This window comes from Gilliamella sp. B3172, assembly GCF_026536465.1.
Taxonomy (GTDB): Bacteria; Pseudomonadota; Gammaproteobacteria; order Enterobacterales; family Orbaceae; genus Gilliamella.
Genome location: NZ_JAFNOA010000006.1, coordinates 144,072 through 160,750, shown reverse-complemented (window position 1 = coordinate 160,750; position 16,679 = coordinate 144,072). Strand labels below are relative to the sequence as shown.

14 protein-coding genes are annotated in these 16,679 nt (G+C 38.0%); 8 read left to right on the top strand and 6 right to left on the bottom strand.

Translation table 11 applies throughout. The annotated features are described in order from the left end of the window. From J3U37_RS08385 to J3U37_RS08375, 3 genes are all read left to right on the top strand, one after another. Positions 1-2,135, top strand: a 2,135-nt coding sequence (locus tag J3U37_RS08385) for an SEL1-like repeat protein (protein ID WP_267374305.1), incomplete at its 5' end; no start/stop codon positions are given. Positions 2,136-2,551: 416 nt separating this feature from the next. Further along, positions 2,552-2,698, top strand: coding sequence for a hypothetical protein (locus tag J3U37_RS08380; RefSeq protein ID WP_267329394.1), 147 nt, complete (start codon positions 2,552-2,554; stop codon positions 2,696-2,698). A 217-nt stretch (positions 2,699-2,915) separates the two neighbouring features. Continuing rightward, positions 2,916-3,359: a hypothetical protein gene (locus tag J3U37_RS08375; RefSeq protein WP_267374303.1), complete on the top strand. Its 444-nt coding sequence runs from the start codon at positions 2,916-2,918 to the stop codon at positions 3,357-3,359. A gap of 179 nt (positions 3,360-3,538) precedes the next feature. Here J3U37_RS08375 and J3U37_RS08370 read toward each other — a convergent pair whose 3' ends face one another. Both J3U37_RS08370 and J3U37_RS08365 read right to left on the bottom strand, forming a co-directional pair. Then, positions 3,539-5,068 (bottom strand): AMP-binding protein, encoded by a 1,530-nt coding sequence (locus tag J3U37_RS08370; protein WP_267374301.1) that lies wholly within the window; start codon positions 5,066-5,068, stop codon positions 3,539-3,541. Continuing rightward, on the bottom strand, positions 5,065-5,904 hold the full coding sequence (locus J3U37_RS08365; protein ID WP_267374299.1) for an SDR family NAD(P)-dependent oxidoreductase: 840 nt from the start codon (positions 5,902-5,904) through the stop codon (positions 5,065-5,067). Before J3U37_RS08365 ends, J3U37_RS08370 begins: the two co-directional genes overlap by 4 nt. A gap of 553 nt (positions 5,905-6,457) precedes the next feature. On the opposite strand from J3U37_RS08365, the gene J3U37_RS08360 reads away from it, so the two are divergent. Continuing rightward, on the top strand, positions 6,458-6,892 hold the full coding sequence (locus J3U37_RS08360) for a PTS sugar transporter subunit IIA (RefSeq protein WP_267374297.1): 435 nt from the start codon (positions 6,458-6,460) through the stop codon (positions 6,890-6,892). Further along, positions 6,885-8,288 (top strand): PTS fructose transporter subunit IIC, encoded by a 1,404-nt coding sequence (locus J3U37_RS08355; protein WP_267374294.1) that lies wholly within the window; start codon positions 6,885-6,887, stop codon positions 8,286-8,288. The genes J3U37_RS08360 and J3U37_RS08355 overlap by 8 nt, the downstream gene beginning before the upstream one ends. Positions 8,289-8,427: 139 nt before the next feature. On the opposite strand, the gene J3U37_RS08350 is transcribed toward J3U37_RS08355, so the two are convergent. Next, a complete protein-coding gene (locus tag J3U37_RS08350; RefSeq protein WP_220219494.1) occupies positions 8,428-10,110 on the bottom strand; it encodes an amidohydrolase in 1,683 nt (560 codons plus the stop codon). A gap of 148 nt (positions 10,111-10,258) precedes the next feature. On the opposite strand from J3U37_RS08350, the gene matP reads away from it, so the two are divergent. From matP to cysB, 3 genes are all read left to right on the top strand, one after another. After that, positions 10,259-10,723 carry a macrodomain Ter protein MatP gene (matP, locus tag J3U37_RS08345; protein WP_220219495.1) on the top strand — a complete coding sequence of 155 codons (465 nt, stop codon included), beginning with the start codon at positions 10,259-10,261 and terminating at the stop codon, positions 10,721-10,723. A gap of 30 nt (positions 10,724-10,753) precedes the next feature. Continuing rightward, the gene (gene topA, locus J3U37_RS08340) at positions 10,754-13,354 is read left to right on the top strand and encodes a type I DNA topoisomerase (RefSeq protein WP_220219496.1); all 2,601 of its coding nucleotides are present in this window, start codon (positions 10,754-10,756) and stop codon (positions 13,352-13,354) included. A gap of 170 nt (positions 13,355-13,524) precedes the next feature. Beyond that, the gene (gene cysB / locus J3U37_RS08335; RefSeq protein ID WP_267374291.1) at positions 13,525-14,496 is read left to right on the top strand and encodes an HTH-type transcriptional regulator CysB; all 972 of its coding nucleotides are present in this window, start codon (positions 13,525-13,527) and stop codon (positions 14,494-14,496) included. Between the two features lie 67 nt (positions 14,497-14,563). Here cysB and hisIE read toward each other — a convergent pair whose 3' ends face one another. From hisIE to hisA, 3 genes are read right to left on the bottom strand one after another with little or no spacing between them, the layout of a single operon-like run. After that, a complete protein-coding gene (gene hisIE / locus J3U37_RS08330; protein WP_220219498.1) occupies positions 14,564-15,190 on the bottom strand; it encodes a bifunctional phosphoribosyl-AMP cyclohydrolase/phosphoribosyl-ATP diphosphatase HisIE in 627 nt (208 codons plus the stop codon). Beyond that, entirely contained in the window at positions 15,184-15,960 is a 777-nt protein-coding gene (hisF, locus tag J3U37_RS08325) for an imidazole glycerol phosphate synthase subunit HisF (protein WP_220219499.1), read from the bottom strand. Before hisF ends, hisIE begins: the two co-directional genes overlap by 7 nt. Beyond that, complete coding sequence (hisA, locus tag J3U37_RS08320; RefSeq protein WP_366518662.1) at positions 15,942-16,679, bottom strand: 1-(5-phosphoribosyl)-5-[(5-phosphoribosylamino)methylideneamino]imidazole-4-carboxamide isomerase; 738 nt, start codon at positions 16,677-16,679, stop codon at positions 15,942-15,944. The genes hisF and hisA overlap by 19 nt, the downstream gene beginning before the upstream one ends.

The following is a 16,679-nucleotide window of genomic DNA, read 5'->3' as shown; positions in this document are numbered from 1 at the left end:
TGAAAAAAGTACTATTTGTTGTATTAACAGCATTATTATCGACGACGGCTTACGCTAATAATTGCGCGACCTATTTTGAACAAAAAGCTTTTGATCAAGCTTTTATTGCTTGTAACACTGAGGCTGTGCAGGGAGATAAAGATGCTCAGTATAATTTAGCACATATATATGACGGACGTGTAGGTCACAGAAATGCAGAAAAAGCACTCTTTTGGTACAAAAAAGCAGCGAAACAAGGACTTGTTAAGGCGCAATATGATTTAGCACATTTGTATATCAGGGGGCACGGTATCGGCATAGATAAAGAAAAAGCACTCTATTGGTTCACAAAAGCAGCGGAACAAGGATTTCTAAAGGCGCAATATAAGTTAGCACTTATGTATGTTGACGATAAAGGTATTGAAGTCAATAAAGAAAAATCGCTATATTGGCTCACTCAAGCAGCAGAACAGGGGTTTGATAAGGCGGAAAATGATTTAGGACTTGTTTATTACAGAGGTGACGGAGTCGAAAAAAATTCAGAAAAAGCGCTATATTGGTTTACTAAAGCAATGGAACAGGGGCTTAGTGAGGCGCAATATAATTTAGCACGTATGTATGAAGTAGGAGACGGTGTCGAAGTCGATAAAGAAAAAGCGCTCTATTTGTACACTCAAGCAGCGCAAGAAGGGAATATTTATGCGCAATTAGAGTTAGCATATAGGTATGACCAAGGTGAGGGTGTCGAAGTCAATAAAGAAAAAGCGCTATATTGGTATACCAAAGTAGCGAAAAAAGGGATTATTTCTGCTCAATTAGAGTTAGCATATAGGTATGACCAAGGTGAGGGTGTTGAAGTCAATAAAGAAAAAGCACGATATTGGTACTCCCAAGCTCAAGCACAAGAAGAAAGAGAGGAATATAGGGTTGATCAAGAGCAATTAGATTTGGCACGCATGTATGCCGAAGGTTATTATGTCAACGTTGATAAAAGGAAAGCATTATATTGGTATACAAAAGCAGCGGAAGAAGGGAATATTTCTGCGCAATTAGAGTTAGCATATATGTATGACCAAGGTGAGGGTGTCGAAGTCAATAAAGAAAAAGCAGCATATTGGTACGCTCAAGCTCAAGAAGAAAATGGGTTTGTTTACGGGCAATATGATTTGGCAAGGAGATATGCCGTAGGTAATGGGGTCAAAGTTGATATCGGGAAAGCATTGTATTGGTACACAAAAGCAGCAGAACAAGGATTTCCTGAGGCGCAATATAATTTAGCACGTATGTATGAAGTAGGAGATGGTGTCGAAGTCAATAAAGAAAAATCGCTATATTGGCTCAATCAAGCAGCAGAACAGGGGTTTGATAAGGCGGAAAATGATTTAGGGCTTGTTTATTACAGAGGTGACGGTGTCGAAAAAAATAAAGAAAACGCAGCATATTGGTTTACTAAAGCAATGGAACAGGGGCTTAGTGAGGCGCAATATAATTTAGCACGTATGTATGAAGTAGGAGATGGTGTCGAAGTCGATAAAGAAAAAGCGCTCGATTTGTACACTCAAGCAGCGGAACAGGGGCATGAATATGCGCAATTAGAGTTAGCCTATATGTATGACCAAGGAGATGGTGTCGAAGTCAATAAAGAAAAAGCAGCATATTGGTACTCTCAAGTTGAAGCAATGATGGAAGAAGGACTTGATACTGGAGAATATGACTTAGCTAGTATGTATGAGCAAGGTGTAGATGTCGTAATCAATAAAGAAAAAGCCCTATATTGGTATACCAAAGCAGCGGAAGAAGGGAATATTTCTGCGCAATTAGAGTTAGCATATAGGTATGACCAAGGTGAGGGTGTCGAAGCCAATCAGGAAAAAGCGTTATATTGGTATTCTCAAGCTCAAGGAGTGGAAGAAGAGCTTGTTGAAGCGCAATATTATTTGGCAAGGATGTATGCTCATGGTGGTGGTGTCAAGGTTGATAAAAGAAAAGCATTATATTGGTACACAAAAGCCGCTGAACAAGGGCATGGTGATGCACAATATGATTTAGCACTTATGTATGACAACGGGGATGGTATCGAAGTCGATAAAGAAAAAGCGCTATATTGGTATAAAAAAGCAGCCGATCAGGGTGTTACTGAAGCAACGCATAATTAAGGTGTTATGTATTGTAAAGATGACAGTGTAGAAAATAGCGAGTTCGCTAAAAAATATTTTGATCAAGCTTGTGAGCAAAAATTTAAAGAAAGTTATGTAATCCTTCTTAAAGGAATGAGATAAATATTATTTCTATATAAGGAGATCTATGGTGTTGATATCTCGTCAACACTGTTTTCTAAACTGACGGACTGAGTAAAACAGCTCGTGTTAGAATGGTAATGCATAATCCGTTTAAAGTTTCAACGCTTCAGCTTATCTAATCGGTTCCGATATTACGACAGTAATACCGGAACCAATATAAGCCAAGATCCCATAGAACTAAAAGGAAGCTACCCAAAGTTTATGCTTATACGCATAATTATAATACTCTCGTAAATCCCTTCGGGGACGGTCTTTTAATATCTAGAAAAGCGATGGATATATTAATTAGATTAGGTATGGGTATTGGTGAGTTGAAAAAGATAATAAAGAAAGTTATGGTTGGAACATCTAAAGACGTTGGTTTCAAAGAAACTATCTTCATAGCACAAAAAGATTTCAATTTAAAAATAGATGTATAGGCATAATGGAAAAATTTTTCTTTTAATTCAAGTTTTGTTTTTCTCATTCGCTAGTCCCAAAGGAACAAGTTTTGATGTAGATGATATGCAAATGTCTAATTTTAAAAAAGTATGTTGATAATTATGATGTTGTAAATGTAACAAAAGGGTATAATTTGCTCAAAAGACAATGTGCAAGTTCTATGTATAGTGCATCTCAAGCAGCAGGTATAATGAAATGAAAATCTTTAAGGTAATTTCAGTAATCACTTTTTTAATAATATCTTTGTTATTTACGTGCTCATTTACTAGCCCTAAGTTTTATATAAAATCCTATCAATATGATAAAATTGAAGATGAGGATTCTTTAAGATTAAAAATTTTTGCTAAAGTTGATGAAAAAGAGTATGGTTATATTCATATCTCAAAACAATATGTAACTTTCAGATATTATTATAATTTATCTAATTTTAATAAAGGCGCTACATCGGTAGAAAATATTATTTTTGATTATAAGGATAATCATTTTCTCATCATAAATAAGAGTAATAATAAATTAATCTTAAACATTGAATGCGATAAAGATATATATATCAAAGCAAATAACTATTTAATAGAAAAGAAGAAACAAATTAAAGATGAGAGTTCTAGATCCAGTATAGATATTTTTTTAGGACGTTAACCATAAATAAATACTGAAAACTAGAAATAAACCAGTCAACTTTTCAGGCTTATTTTTCAAGAAGAGTAACCTAAAGTAGAGGCTAAATAGCGCCGCCTACAAATTCATAATACCTTTCTAAGAAAATTTTTTATTAGAATATAATAATGGACAACAGTTCATTTATTGCTAACTAAATGTTATACATTACTTAAATGAGTGAAAAACAGCTGTTGTAATTTTTTACGGTCTATTTTTCCAATGCTTGTCATCGGTAGTTCGTCGATAAAAATGATTTTTTTTGGCATCTGATAACGGGCTATTTTTGATTTAAGCCAATCCTGTATTTTAGTTTCGGATTGTTCGGTATTAGGATTTAAAACAATAAAGGCGACCAATCTTTGCCCGAATTCTTCATCCGGCACACTTATCACTGTTACATCATTAATTTCCGGATGAGTTGATAAGCAGTGTTCAAGTTCATATGGATAAACATTTTCACCACCTGAAACAATCATATCATCAACTCGACCTGATAAAAAGTAATAACCGTCAGCATCTTGATAGACTAAATCTCCTGTTGAAACCCAATGGTTGCCTACAGTTGACCAAGCACATTTAATAAACAGCTCATGGTGTTTTTGTGATTCATTGTTTTGCTTCAGTAATTTAGTTGATAATCCTCTCAGCGGTTTACCAATGGTTTCTGGCTTAATAGAGAGATCATCGGGCGAGGCAATCATGCAAATACCTGCTTCTGATGTGCCATACAAATTGAATAATATCTTTCCAAGCGTAGTAATGACTTGATCAACTAATATTGCTGTAATTGGCGCTCCTCCGGTAATAATACATTTTAAACTAGTGAGTTGATGTTTAGAGCATTTCAACATCCTATTTAACATTAAAGGAACAAGTGTGACCACCTCTATTTGGTTACTCGCAATTAACCCACATGCTTTTTGACTATCAAATTTTTTTGTTAAAAACATTGTTGCACCTAATAACACAGCGATACATAAACTTGCCATGCCAAACCCATGATAAATAGGCGTTGCAATATAGATTTTTTGATAACGGAAAAGATTTAGTTTCACCAGTAGTTGACAAAATGGACTAATAAAATTTTGTGCCTTACTATCGCGTGCTGCTAATTTAAAACGGCCTGTTGTGCCACTCGTTAAAACAGTAATTTTTGAGAAGTGGGTCGTTTTAATTTTTACATCAATTGTCGAGGTTGAAACTAATAGAGAGTGAATTGACATAAGGCTTTCATGATAAATGGGTAAGCTTTTTACATTTGATAAACACGCTATTTCTGGGTCGTGAATTATCCAGTCAAAACCGACATTTTCGTGAATGGACTTAAGTTGATTTGTCGACAGTTCAGTATTGATAAGATAAACATCAACGCCTAATCTTGTCATAGCATATAAAGTGTGAACTAAGAGTAGGTGGTTGTGCGCTATAATAGCGACTTTTTGATGACGCTTTATTTTAAAATTAATTGCTAATTGTTTGGCAAGGTGCTGAGATTGGTTAAAAAGGGTACGATAATCGGTGCCAGTGCCGTTCTCATCGATAGCAATTTGGTTAGGAGAAAGTTTTTGACGAACATAAAGCAACGCCATTAAATTGATACCAACAATATGAATGCTATTTAATAAGTGCCAAATGCCTAATAAAGTTAATAATTTCTTTTTATATAGCGCTTTAATAAGTTTTATCATAGCTTTTTCTTCAAAAAATAACGGTTCAATTTAACCCAAATATTATTAAAAAATAATGAGGCAAGTTGAACAATAATGGCCCACCATGGTTTATATTGATGTTTTTTTGTTTGTAATAAACGGCAAATTATGGTTGCAGCTTCATCAGCTTGTAAGGCAGGAAATCTCTTATAAATCTTAGTAGGTTCAAGCATTCGTGTTTTAACAAGAGGTAAATAAGCTGTTGAAACCTTGATTTTCTGATTTTCCAATTCTGGCCTTGCACAGTTTAACCATTGGTCAAAGGCCGTTTTTGAGGCTTGATAAGCAGCCCAATTAGCCGTTGGGGCTAAAAGTACGTTTATGGCGGAAACATTAATAATTTGCCCTTGATTACGCTGTAAATGGGGAATTAACGTCAAGCAGAGTTTGACCGGTGCATAATAATTTAACTTCATCGTTCTATCAAAATCATGCATACGTGATAATGATTGCAGTATTGGCCGACAAATTGATTTGCCAGCATTATTGATTAAGATATCAACAGAGTATCGCTGTAAATTAGTCATTAAATTATCCAATTGTTCCGATTCGCGCAAATCAACCGAAAATATATCAATCTTAGCTTTTTTGTGAGCTAATGACTGCTGTATATTTATCAATTTATCATGTGTTCTAGCAACTAAAATAAGATGACATTGAATAGTAGCTAAAAGATTAACCAGACTTTCACCAATTCCATAGCTAGCGCCGGTAATGACAATCACTTTATTTTCTAATTGGCGATTTAATTTTGAATAATTAGGCTTAACGATTGGAAAGAGTACACAATTGAGAAGATTTGAGGAGTTGAACATTTTTGTACTGCCGGTAAACAATTGCGCCTAGTATAAGGTAAACATTCAATCAGTCAACAAGTTAATGTTTTTTAAAATAAGTTGATTTTAAAGTTTATATCTAAATAAAAAACAGACCTTCCTTAAGAAACTTGAAATTATTGTATTGATCTCTAACTGTCAGTATTTCAAGCTTGTTTCTTACTAGCTTGCTTCTCACCTATTAAAATTTTTGCTTCATCAGCGTTAAGATACAAAGCTTAATATACCTGAAGTTTTTTCTGTTAAACGTTTAAGAATCGTTATTATGCTGATAACAAATTGAAGCAAGCGGATTGGGTTGCTCCTCAGCTGATAATGCTTAGCGACGAGTTTTATTCGGTGTGAGAATTTGCTAATAAACGCAATGCTTATTTTCAAATTGATAAATTTTAAATCTTTCAGATTTGTGATCAAAGTCTAATTATTTAAGCCAAAAATTGAGTGTCAATAAAAAAGAATCGTTATATATTTGTTTTGTATATGTTTATTTTATTGAAATTTTATACAGAATAATAATTAAGAGGATTTATTTATGGCTTCAATTCCTGTTATTCCTGTCGAATTAACTGATGATATTGCTCAAGATAAATCATTAGTGATCCAATTAATGGCAGAAAGTAGTAAAGCGTATTTAACGGATATCACGCAGTTTTTTCAGGATGTCATCACTCATGAGCAAGAAATGGAAACAGATGTACTGACAGATATTGCCTTGCCTCATGCTAAAAGTGGAGCGGTCAAAACACCGTTTATTGTCATTGGTCGATATCTTAAAGGGGTAGTTTGGAATAATGATAACAAAGTCAAATTAGTTATTATGATTGGTGCTCCGCAACACGCTAATCAAGAACATCTCACCATTATTGCCAAATTAGCCTCCAATTTGGCAAATGATGAATTTGTCCAAGATTTACTCAATTGTAATACCCAACTACTTGCCGATAAGATTCGAGGTTTGTATGAATAAAGCGTCAGTGAAAAGCAAAAAGATCGTCGCAATTTGTGCTTGTACAGCCGGTATGGCACATACTTATATTGCTAAAGGGAAGATTGAAAATGAAGCCAAAAAACGTGGCTGGGATTGTAAAGTAGAAACGCAAGGTGCAGCAGGCATTGATAATGCTTTGACGGAACAAGATTTAAAAAGTGCTGATGTGATTTTATTAGCAACGGATATTTCAATTGAAAATGCAGATAGATTAGAGCCATTTAACAATATCATTAAAGTGAGCACCGGCGAAGCGGTGAAAAACACCGTTAACATTTTTGATAATGCCGATAAGATTGCAACTCACGTGGTTAAAGACAGCATTGGCAAAGAGATTTTAAGAGCACTTAATACCGGTATCAGTAAATTTCTGCCGGTTATTATTGCCTCAGGCATACTCTTTTCCATAGTGTTAATGACAGGTGAGGTGACTAACGATACCATATTGCCTCGTAATCAATTCTTTGCCGATCTTCAGCAAGTCGCTTTTTATGGCTTTGCGATGATGGTGCCGGTTTTGGCCGCTTATATGGCTTATTCTATTGGCGGTAATGCTGCGCTCGCACCGGCGTTTATTATGGGGTATGTGGTTAATAATCCTATTGGTGTTAATCAAGTCAGCACTGGTTTTATTGGTGCAATGATTTTTGGTATTTTAATCGGCTATTTTGTTAAGTGGTTTAAAACGGTTAAAGTTCATCCGGTTATTGCCTCAGTAATGCCTGTTATGATTATTCCAACGGTGACATTATTGGTTATGGCTCCGATCTATATCTATGGCTTATCTTATCCACTTGATTGGTTTGTCAAAGCCATGGTGGAAACACTAAAAGGTATGTCAGAAGTCAACGCGGCATTTTTAGGTATCGGTATTGGCATATTAGCGGCATTAGATATGGGTGGACCTTGTAGTAAAGCCGCCACGGCCTTTACGTTAGCCGCAATGGCAGAAGGGGTATATGGTCCTAATGGCGTATTTCGTATGTGCTGTGCCATTCCGCCATTAGGGTTAGCGTTGTCTTCGTTAATTGTGTCTCGAGCTAAATATACCAAAGAAGAAAAAGAGTTTGGTATCACAGCTTTCTTTCTGTCACTGGCTGGCATTACCGAAGGTGCAATCCCTTTTGCCGCCAAAGATCCTAAACGAGTGATTATTGCTATTGTGGTTGGTACAGCCATTGCCGGTATGTTAGGTATGATTAATGGTATCGATTCGCTGGTAGCATTTGGTGGACTAGTTGCTTTAGGAGGCGTAACGAAAGGTGCAGTTTGGTATGTGATCGATATGTTTATTGGCGCTTTTATTATTGCTGCCATTTTACACTTTACCCGAAAAAATGCCGATCAGACTGAAGAGGTCATTGAAGATCAGTAATCAATGATATTACACCGTCAATGCTGACGGTGTAATACTATCTAGTTGAGGCTGCATTATCAGCTCAAATTGACTATCTCGCCACACGATTGGAGATAGTCAACTTAAATTTTTATAGTAATAAAAACGCTTTTTTACTTTAATCTTGCTGATAAACTGTTTTACCACCGATAATTGTGGTTAACACTTTGACATTTTGCATATCGGTTGCCGGAATGGTAAATGGATTGCGATCTAAAATAATCAAATCAGCAAATTTACCTTTTTCAATTGAGCCAATATACTCGTCTTGTTTGAGCACATAAGCGGCACCAATGGTTGCACAGCGTAAAACTTCGGTAGCGGTTAAATTACGGTCACTGTTTAATCGTGGATGCTGTGCATCAATTTGTCGGGTCATGGCTACTTGAAAATCATACCACTCATTTAATGGATCGATTGGCCAATCGCTACCAAAGGCGCAGTTGACGCCTGCATCAATATATTGCCCGTGGGATTCTAAACCGTTATAGCGCTTTTCGCCAAATAGTGTTTGATATTGTTCAACCATGGCATCGCTACAGCCAGCCCATTGGAATGAAAACACGACACAAGCATTTAATTGCTTATATCTAGCATATTGATGTGCTGCACTGAGTTCATTATGTGCCGTGCTAGGGCGGATATCGGCATCGGGTAATGCTTGGCGCATTTTTTCGATGGCATCAAGCACCACTTCAATGGCACCTTCGCCAACTGTATGCATATGTGGATGAAAACCGGCACGAGATGACTCTAAAATTAAAGCATTTAGCATCTCAGTTGAGTAGTATAAATCACCATAACGATCTTTTTCATGCTCAAGTTGATAAGGTTGCAACAGTCTTGCTGTCATTAATGGCGCTTGCATTACCCCGTCAACAAACAGTTTAGTATGTGAAATTTTAATACCGGGCTTAGGTTGCCAGTTTTTATCGTCGTAACGGCTGGCAAACTGTTTAACTTTTTCCAGTAAAGCCGGTATAGCTTCGATTGAGGTGACATCATCCGGCGGTAACTCACGTGCGCCAAATAAGCGTATAGTAAGTTGATCTTGCTGTTGTAGCTTTAAAAAGGCATCGGCTTGGGTTTCGGTTATCCGAGCATCCATAACCGCTGTTACCCCTTGTTTGTTTAATTCCGCTTGTGCTAATTTAGCAATATGTGCGGCTTGTTCTTCGGTCAGTTTCGAAATACTATCAAAAGCACGCATGGCCGGCGCATCTTCTAAAATGCCATTCGGTTCACCGTCATCGGTGCGACCGATTTTACCGTCAGTCGGTTCCGGGGTATTTTTATCGATGCCGAATTTCTCCAAAGCCGTTGTGTTAGCAACCAAAGTATGACAGTCATTAGAAAACAAAATAACCGGGCGCTTGGTATTTAGCTTATCAAGGTCAAAACGAGTGATGTCAGTACCAATCGGCAGGACTTCTTGTCTTAACCAACCACGAACTTGTAGCCAGTGTGAATCATGATTAGTTTTATCTTTATCTAAATAATCTTGAATAATGGCTAGCGTTTGTTCGACCGTTAAACTTTGATAGTTGAGATTGCAAGATGACAGTTGCATACCACCCCAGAAGGTGTGCAAATGTGAATCAATAATGCCTGGCATCATTGTTTTGCCGTGCAGATCGTAAACTGTAGTATGATTATCTACATAATGACTGTTATTTATCTCTTGCGTGCTACCAGTGGCAATGATATAACCATTTTTAATTGCTATAGCTTCACAGACAGTATCTTGTCTATCTGCGGTATAAATGTAACCATTAATATAAATAACATCGGCTTTAGCCATTATTTGCGATTCCTTAAATGAAGAACAAAGTGAAAGGTGAACGATAGCAGATTTATAAAAAATTTGTCAAATGCAATAATTTTCTTTATTGTGTTTTAAGTTTATGCTACAAATAGGCGAAATAGTTACAGCGTCACAAGGTGAACCTATGAAATATCAGCAATTAGAAAACCTTGAATGTGGTTGGAAGTGGCACTATCTAGTAAAAAGGCATTTAGAAGGCGAAGCTATTACGCGTTATTTAGAAAAAAGCGCTGCAAATCATGCCGTCAATGAATTACTGTTATTAGAGCATAATCCAACACGTGTCGTTGATTGGATAAAAGCGCATTTAAATCCCGATTTAGACAATCGCATGAAGCAAACCATTCGGGCAAGACGTAAACGACATTTTAATGCTGAACAACAAAACACCCGAAAAAAATCAATTGATTTAGAGTTTCTAGTCTGGCAACGATTGGCAAGTTTAGCTAAGCGCCGAGGTTGCACGTTGTCACAAACAATTACACAACTGATTGAAGATGCTGAGCAAAAAGAGCAATACGTCAATAAAGTATCGACAATTAAAGATGATTTACTTTCGCTTCTTCTTAACGAAGTTGAGAGTAAATAACGTAAACAACAGGATAATATAGGTTTAATTATGGGAAAATCCCTTGTTATTGTGGAATCACCAGCCAAAGCAAAAACGATAAATAAATATCTTGGCAAAGATTTCGTGGTTAAATCAAGCGTGGGGCACATTCGAGATCTTCCGGTAAGTGGCAGTAGCCAGCGCACAGAAAAAACCGCCAAAGATAAAACAGAGAAAAAAGTTAAGCGTTCTGAAAAACAGGCGCTAGTAGATCGCATGAGTGTTGATCCTTATAACGGTTGGAAAGCACACTATGAGATCTTACCCGGCAAAGAACGTGTGGTTGCCGAACTTAAAAAATTAGCCAAAGATGCCGATATGATCTATCTGGCAACCGACTTGGATAGAGAAGGGGAAGCCATTGCTTGGCATCTTAAAGATGTGATAGGTGGCGATGATAGCAAATATCGTCGGGTGGTATTTAATGAGATCACCAAAACCGCTATAAAAAATGCCTTTAATCATCCAGCGATGATTGATATGGATCGGGTCAATGCTCAACAAGCACGCCGATTTATGGACCGTGTGGTGGGCTTTATGTTATCACCACTACTTTGGAAAAAAGTCGCAAGGGGGCTATCGGCTGGTCGTGTTCAGTCTGTTGCTGTTCGCCTTGTGGTTGAGCGTGAGCGTGAAATTCATGCATTTATTCCTGAAGAGTATTGGGATCTCTATGCCGACTTAAGTACTGCCAAACAAGAGCCATTAACGCTACAAGTGACGCATTACAAAGATGAAGCATTTGAGCCTAAAGATAAAGTTGCCATTGATATGGCATTAGCTGAGCTTAATAATAGTCAGTATCATGTAACAAATATTGAGCAAAAGCCGACCAAAAGTAATCCAACAGCCCCTTTTATAACCTCGACATTGCAGCAAGCTGCTAGCACCCGTTTAGGTTTTGGCGTTAAAAAGACGATGATGTTGGCACAGCGCCTTTACGAAGCCGGTTATATTACCTATATGCGTACCGATTCGACCAATCTAAGTCAAGATGCGTTAACCATGGTGCGAGATTATATTGGACAGCATTTTGGTGATAAGTACTTACCTAAAACGGCTAATGTTTACACCAGTAAAAAGAACTCGCAAGAAGCCCATGAAGCTATTCGTCCTTCTGATGTCACCATTTTGGCCGACAATATCAGTGATGTTGAAGCAGATGCGTGTAAGTTATATCAATTAATTTGGCGCCAATTTGTGGCGTGTCAAATGACATCAGCCGAATATAATTCGACAACTATTACGGTCAAATCTGGCGATTTTATTTTAAAAGCCAAAGGGCGTACTTTACGGTTTGACGGTTGGACAAAAGTACAACCACAGTTGACCAAAAACAGTGAAGATAAAATCTTACCGACCGTTGCGGTTAATGATAAGTTGGATTTAATCAGCCTAAACCCAAATCAGCACTTTACTAAACCGCCAGCACGCTATAACGAGGCGTCATTGGTTAAAGAGCTTGAAAAACGTGAGATTGGCCGGCCGTCGACTTATGCAACGATCATTTCAACTATTCAAGATAGGGGTTATGTTCGTTTAGATAATCGCCGTTTTTATGCTGAAAAGATTGGTGAGATTGTTACTGACCGATTGAATGAAAACTTCAATGATTTAATGAGCTATGATTTTACTGCCCGTATGGAGCATGCGCTCGATGAGATTGCTCACAAAAAACAAGAGTGGCGGGAAGTGCTCGATCAGTTCTTTAGTGATTTTAGTCAGCATTTAGAAGTTGCAGAGCAAGCGCCAGATAAAGGTGGTATGCAACTTAATCCTTTAGTTTTAACACCTGAAATTAAATGTCCAAATTGTGGGCGTGAAATGGGAATTAAAACTGCGGGAACGGGCGTATTTTTAGCCTGTTCGGGTTATGCTTTACCGCCTAAAGAGCGCTGCAAACAAACGATAAACCTGATACCTGAACACGAAACGCTAAACATCTTAGAAGAGGCCGACACGGCTGAAACCGATGCTTTACGTGCACGTAAACGATGCCCAAAATGTCACACTGCAATGGATAGCTACTTATTGGATAATGAGCGTAAATTACATATTTGTGGTAACAACCCAATTTGTGATGGCTCTATTGTTGAAAAAGGTAACTTTAAAGTAAAAAGCTACGAAGGTCCGATTATTGAGTGTGAAAAATGTGGTTCTGAAATGCACTTAAAATCGGGTCGTTTTGGGTTATATATGGGATGTACTAACCCGGATTGTAAAAATACCCGTAAAATATTAAAAAATGGTGATGTGGCACCACCGAAAGAAGATCCTGTTGATTTGCCTGAATTAAAATGCGTTAAGTCAGATGCGCATTTTGTGTTACGTGACGGTGCATCGGGGATCTTTTTAGCTGCCCATAATTTCCCTAAATCCAGAGAAACACGTGCGCCATTGATCGAGGAATTGCAACGATTTAAAGATCGTTTACCGGAAAAGTTTCTCTATCTTACTAAAGCACCAAGTAAAGATCCTGACGGTAACCCTGCTATCGTTCGTTTTAGCCGAAAAAGCAAACAACAATATGTGACTTCTGAAGTTAACGGAAAATCGACGGGCTGGGTAATGCAATATGTTGATGGCAAATGGATTAGCGGTAAAAAATAGCTAAGAGTGCCCGAAACAGTCATTACACTGTTTCGGGTTTTGTCTACGTTTTAGTATAAAAATGCAGTTTAGGTTTGTGCTAAAGTGTAAAAGGAATAACTTTATGGTTGTTCTCTTTTTTGCTTGTTTCGAAAAAGAGTAAAGCCGGTAAAGTTAAAGGAGCCTTTATCATGAAATTGCAACAACTACGATATATTGTTGAAGTCGTCAATAATGATCTCAATGTATCGTTAACATCGGAAAAGCTTTATACCTCACAGCCTGGCATTAGCAAGCAGATTAAATTACTTGAAGATGAATTAGGTGTTCAAATCTTTACCCGAGTGGGAAAACACCTTTCAGAAGTCACTCCGGTCGGCGAAAAAATTGTTAGTTTAGCCCGGGAAATCTTAAACAAATCACACGATATAAAAATTATCGCTAAAGAGTTTAGCCAACCAAACCAAGGGACGCTAACAATCACAACCACCTATACTCAAGCCCGTTATACCTTGCCCGTTGTCATTCAACAGTTTATGAAACAATACCCAAGCATTACTTTACACATGGAGCAGGGCTCATCTTCACAATGCTTATTGCAGGCGCAAAGTGGACAAGCCGATTTTGCCATTATTACCGATCTGGCACAGCTTAACGATGATATGATAGCCTTACCTTGCTATCATTGGAATCAAGCGGTAATTGTGATGAAAGATCATCCGCTGGCAAAAAGCAGTTTGATCAGCATTGAAGAGTTATCGAAATACCCGCTAGTCAGTTACGATTTTTCTAACGACGGTTCAGACTTAAATCAAGCCTTTATCAAAGCCAATCAGTTGCCCAATATTGTCTTTAGTACTACCGATGCTGACTTGATTAAAACCTATGTTAAGTTAGGGGTTGGGGTAGGGATAGTGGCGAAAATGGCTGTTAATGAATCAGCCGATAGTGATTTTGTTGTGCTCAATGCCGGGCATATCTTTCCTTATAGCACAACTTATATCGCTTTTGCACGTTCACTATTTTTACGTAATTATATGTATGAGTTTATCAGTCAATTTTCGCCGCATTTAAATAAACAGATGGTTGATAAGTTGATTTTGTGTGAAAATAATGTTCAAGTTCAGGCAATGTTTAATGGGGTAAAACTGCCGATCCGTTAAATGATTTGCCCAGTGAGGTTTGTAAAAAATCAAAGTGCGAAACGGATCACACTTTGATTAAGTAAAACTATTTGTGTCTTGCTTTTAATATCTCAATCACATCTTGTAAAGATAGATTCTGATCTTGCAGTAACACCAACAGATGATAAATCAGATCGGCAGATTCATTTTTAAGTTCAAAAGTATCACGTACCGTGGCGGCAAGAGCTGTTTCAACTCCTTCTTCGCCCACTTTCTGCGCAATACGCTTCGTACCGTCATGATAGAGTTTAGCGGTGTAAGATGACTTAGGATCGGCATTTTTGCGCGAAGCAATCAGCTGTTCGAGCTGATATAAAAATCCCCACTGTGTTTGTGCGTTGGCAAAGCAACTATTTGAGCCGGTATGGCAAGTTGCGCCAACCGGATCGACTAAAATAAGCAAAGTGTCGTTATCACAATCGGTTGAAATGCTGACCACATTTAAAAAATTCCCTGATGTTTCGCCTTTTGTCCATAAACGGGCTTTAGTGCGTGAATAAAAGGTGACTTTACCACTAGCGAGCGTTTGGCTAAGTGCTGATTGATTCATGTAACCAAGCATCAATACATCGCCTGAAACATAGTGTTGAATAATAACCGGCATTAAATTGTCAACTTTTTGCCAATCAAGCTGATTTGGATCAAATGGGTCATTAGAATTTGAAACTAGCATAATCGTATCTCTACTCCGTGGTTAGCTAAATATTGTTTAAGTTCGCCAATATTAATAATTTGTTTATGAAAGACTGAAGCGGCTAATGCACCGTCGACATGAGCGTCTTTAAATGCTTCTAAAAAATGTTTCATCTCACCTGCACCGCCAGAGGCAATCAGCGGCACGTGGCACACTTCACGCATGGTTTTTAATTGCTCAAGATCATAACCATGACGAACGCCGTCTTGATTCATCATATTAAGAACAATTTCACCGGCGCCGCGCTGTTGTACCTCTTGCAGCCAGTCAATAGTATTCCACTTAGTTGCCACAGTGCGTTTTTCATCGCCGGTAAATTGATAAACGTGATAGTTATTTGTCTGTTTGTCATACCAAGTATCGATGCCGACAACAATACATTGCACACCATAACAATCTGCCAACTGTGTGATCAATTTTGGGTTTGCTAATGCCGGCGAGTTGATTGAAATTTTATCTGCGCCATAAGCCAAAATCTGCCCGGCATCTTCAACTGTTTTTATGCCGCCGGCGACACAAAAGGGGATATCAATCACTTCGGCAACTTTGGCAACCCAGCTTTTATCTACTACCCGGCCGTCTGATGACGCAGTAATATCATAAAAAACCAGTTCGTCAGCACCTTCTTGAGCATATCTTTTTGCCAGTGGTACGATATCACCTATAATCTCATGATTGCGAAACTGTACGCCTTTAACCACTTGCCCGTTACGCACATCTAAACAAGGGATTATCCTTTTTGCCAGCATGAAATTGCCTCCTGAACTGTAAATTTACCTTCGAGCAATGCTCGTCCCACAATGACCCCGGCCACGCCACTGTCTTTTAAAGCTTGCACATCGGCTAATTGACCGATGCCTCCGGAAGCTTGAAAAGCAATTTGAGGGTATTGTTGGCTGATTTGTTGATATAATTCAATATTGCTCCCGCTGAGTGTACCGTCTTTAGAGATATCGGTACATAGTACATGTTTAAGACCAAAAGGGAGATAATCTTCAATCACTTGCTCAAGCGTCTTTTTAGAATCCTCTTGCCAGCCGTGAATAGCAACATATTTATTGCCTTGTTGGTCAATGCGGACATCTAATGCCAAAACTAACGCATCGGCGCCATAAGTTTTAAACCACTGCTTAACCAATGAAGGCTCTTTAATTGCCGTTGAGCCAATGACAACCCGACTAGCACCGGCGGCAAGTAGGGCTTTAACATCGTCTTCATGACGAATGCCGCCACCAATTTGTACCGGTACTTGTACACCATTAATCAGCGTTTTTATTAGTGATATTTGGCGGGCTTTAGGATCTTTGGCACCGGTTAAATCAACCAGATGCAATAGCTTTGCGCCTTCATTGGCATAGGCTTGCAAGCGAGTTAATGGATCGTTACCATAATCGCGTTTTTTTTCATAGTCGCCTTGATGCAAGCGAACAACTGAGCCGTCAATTAAATCGAGCGCAGGAATGATAAT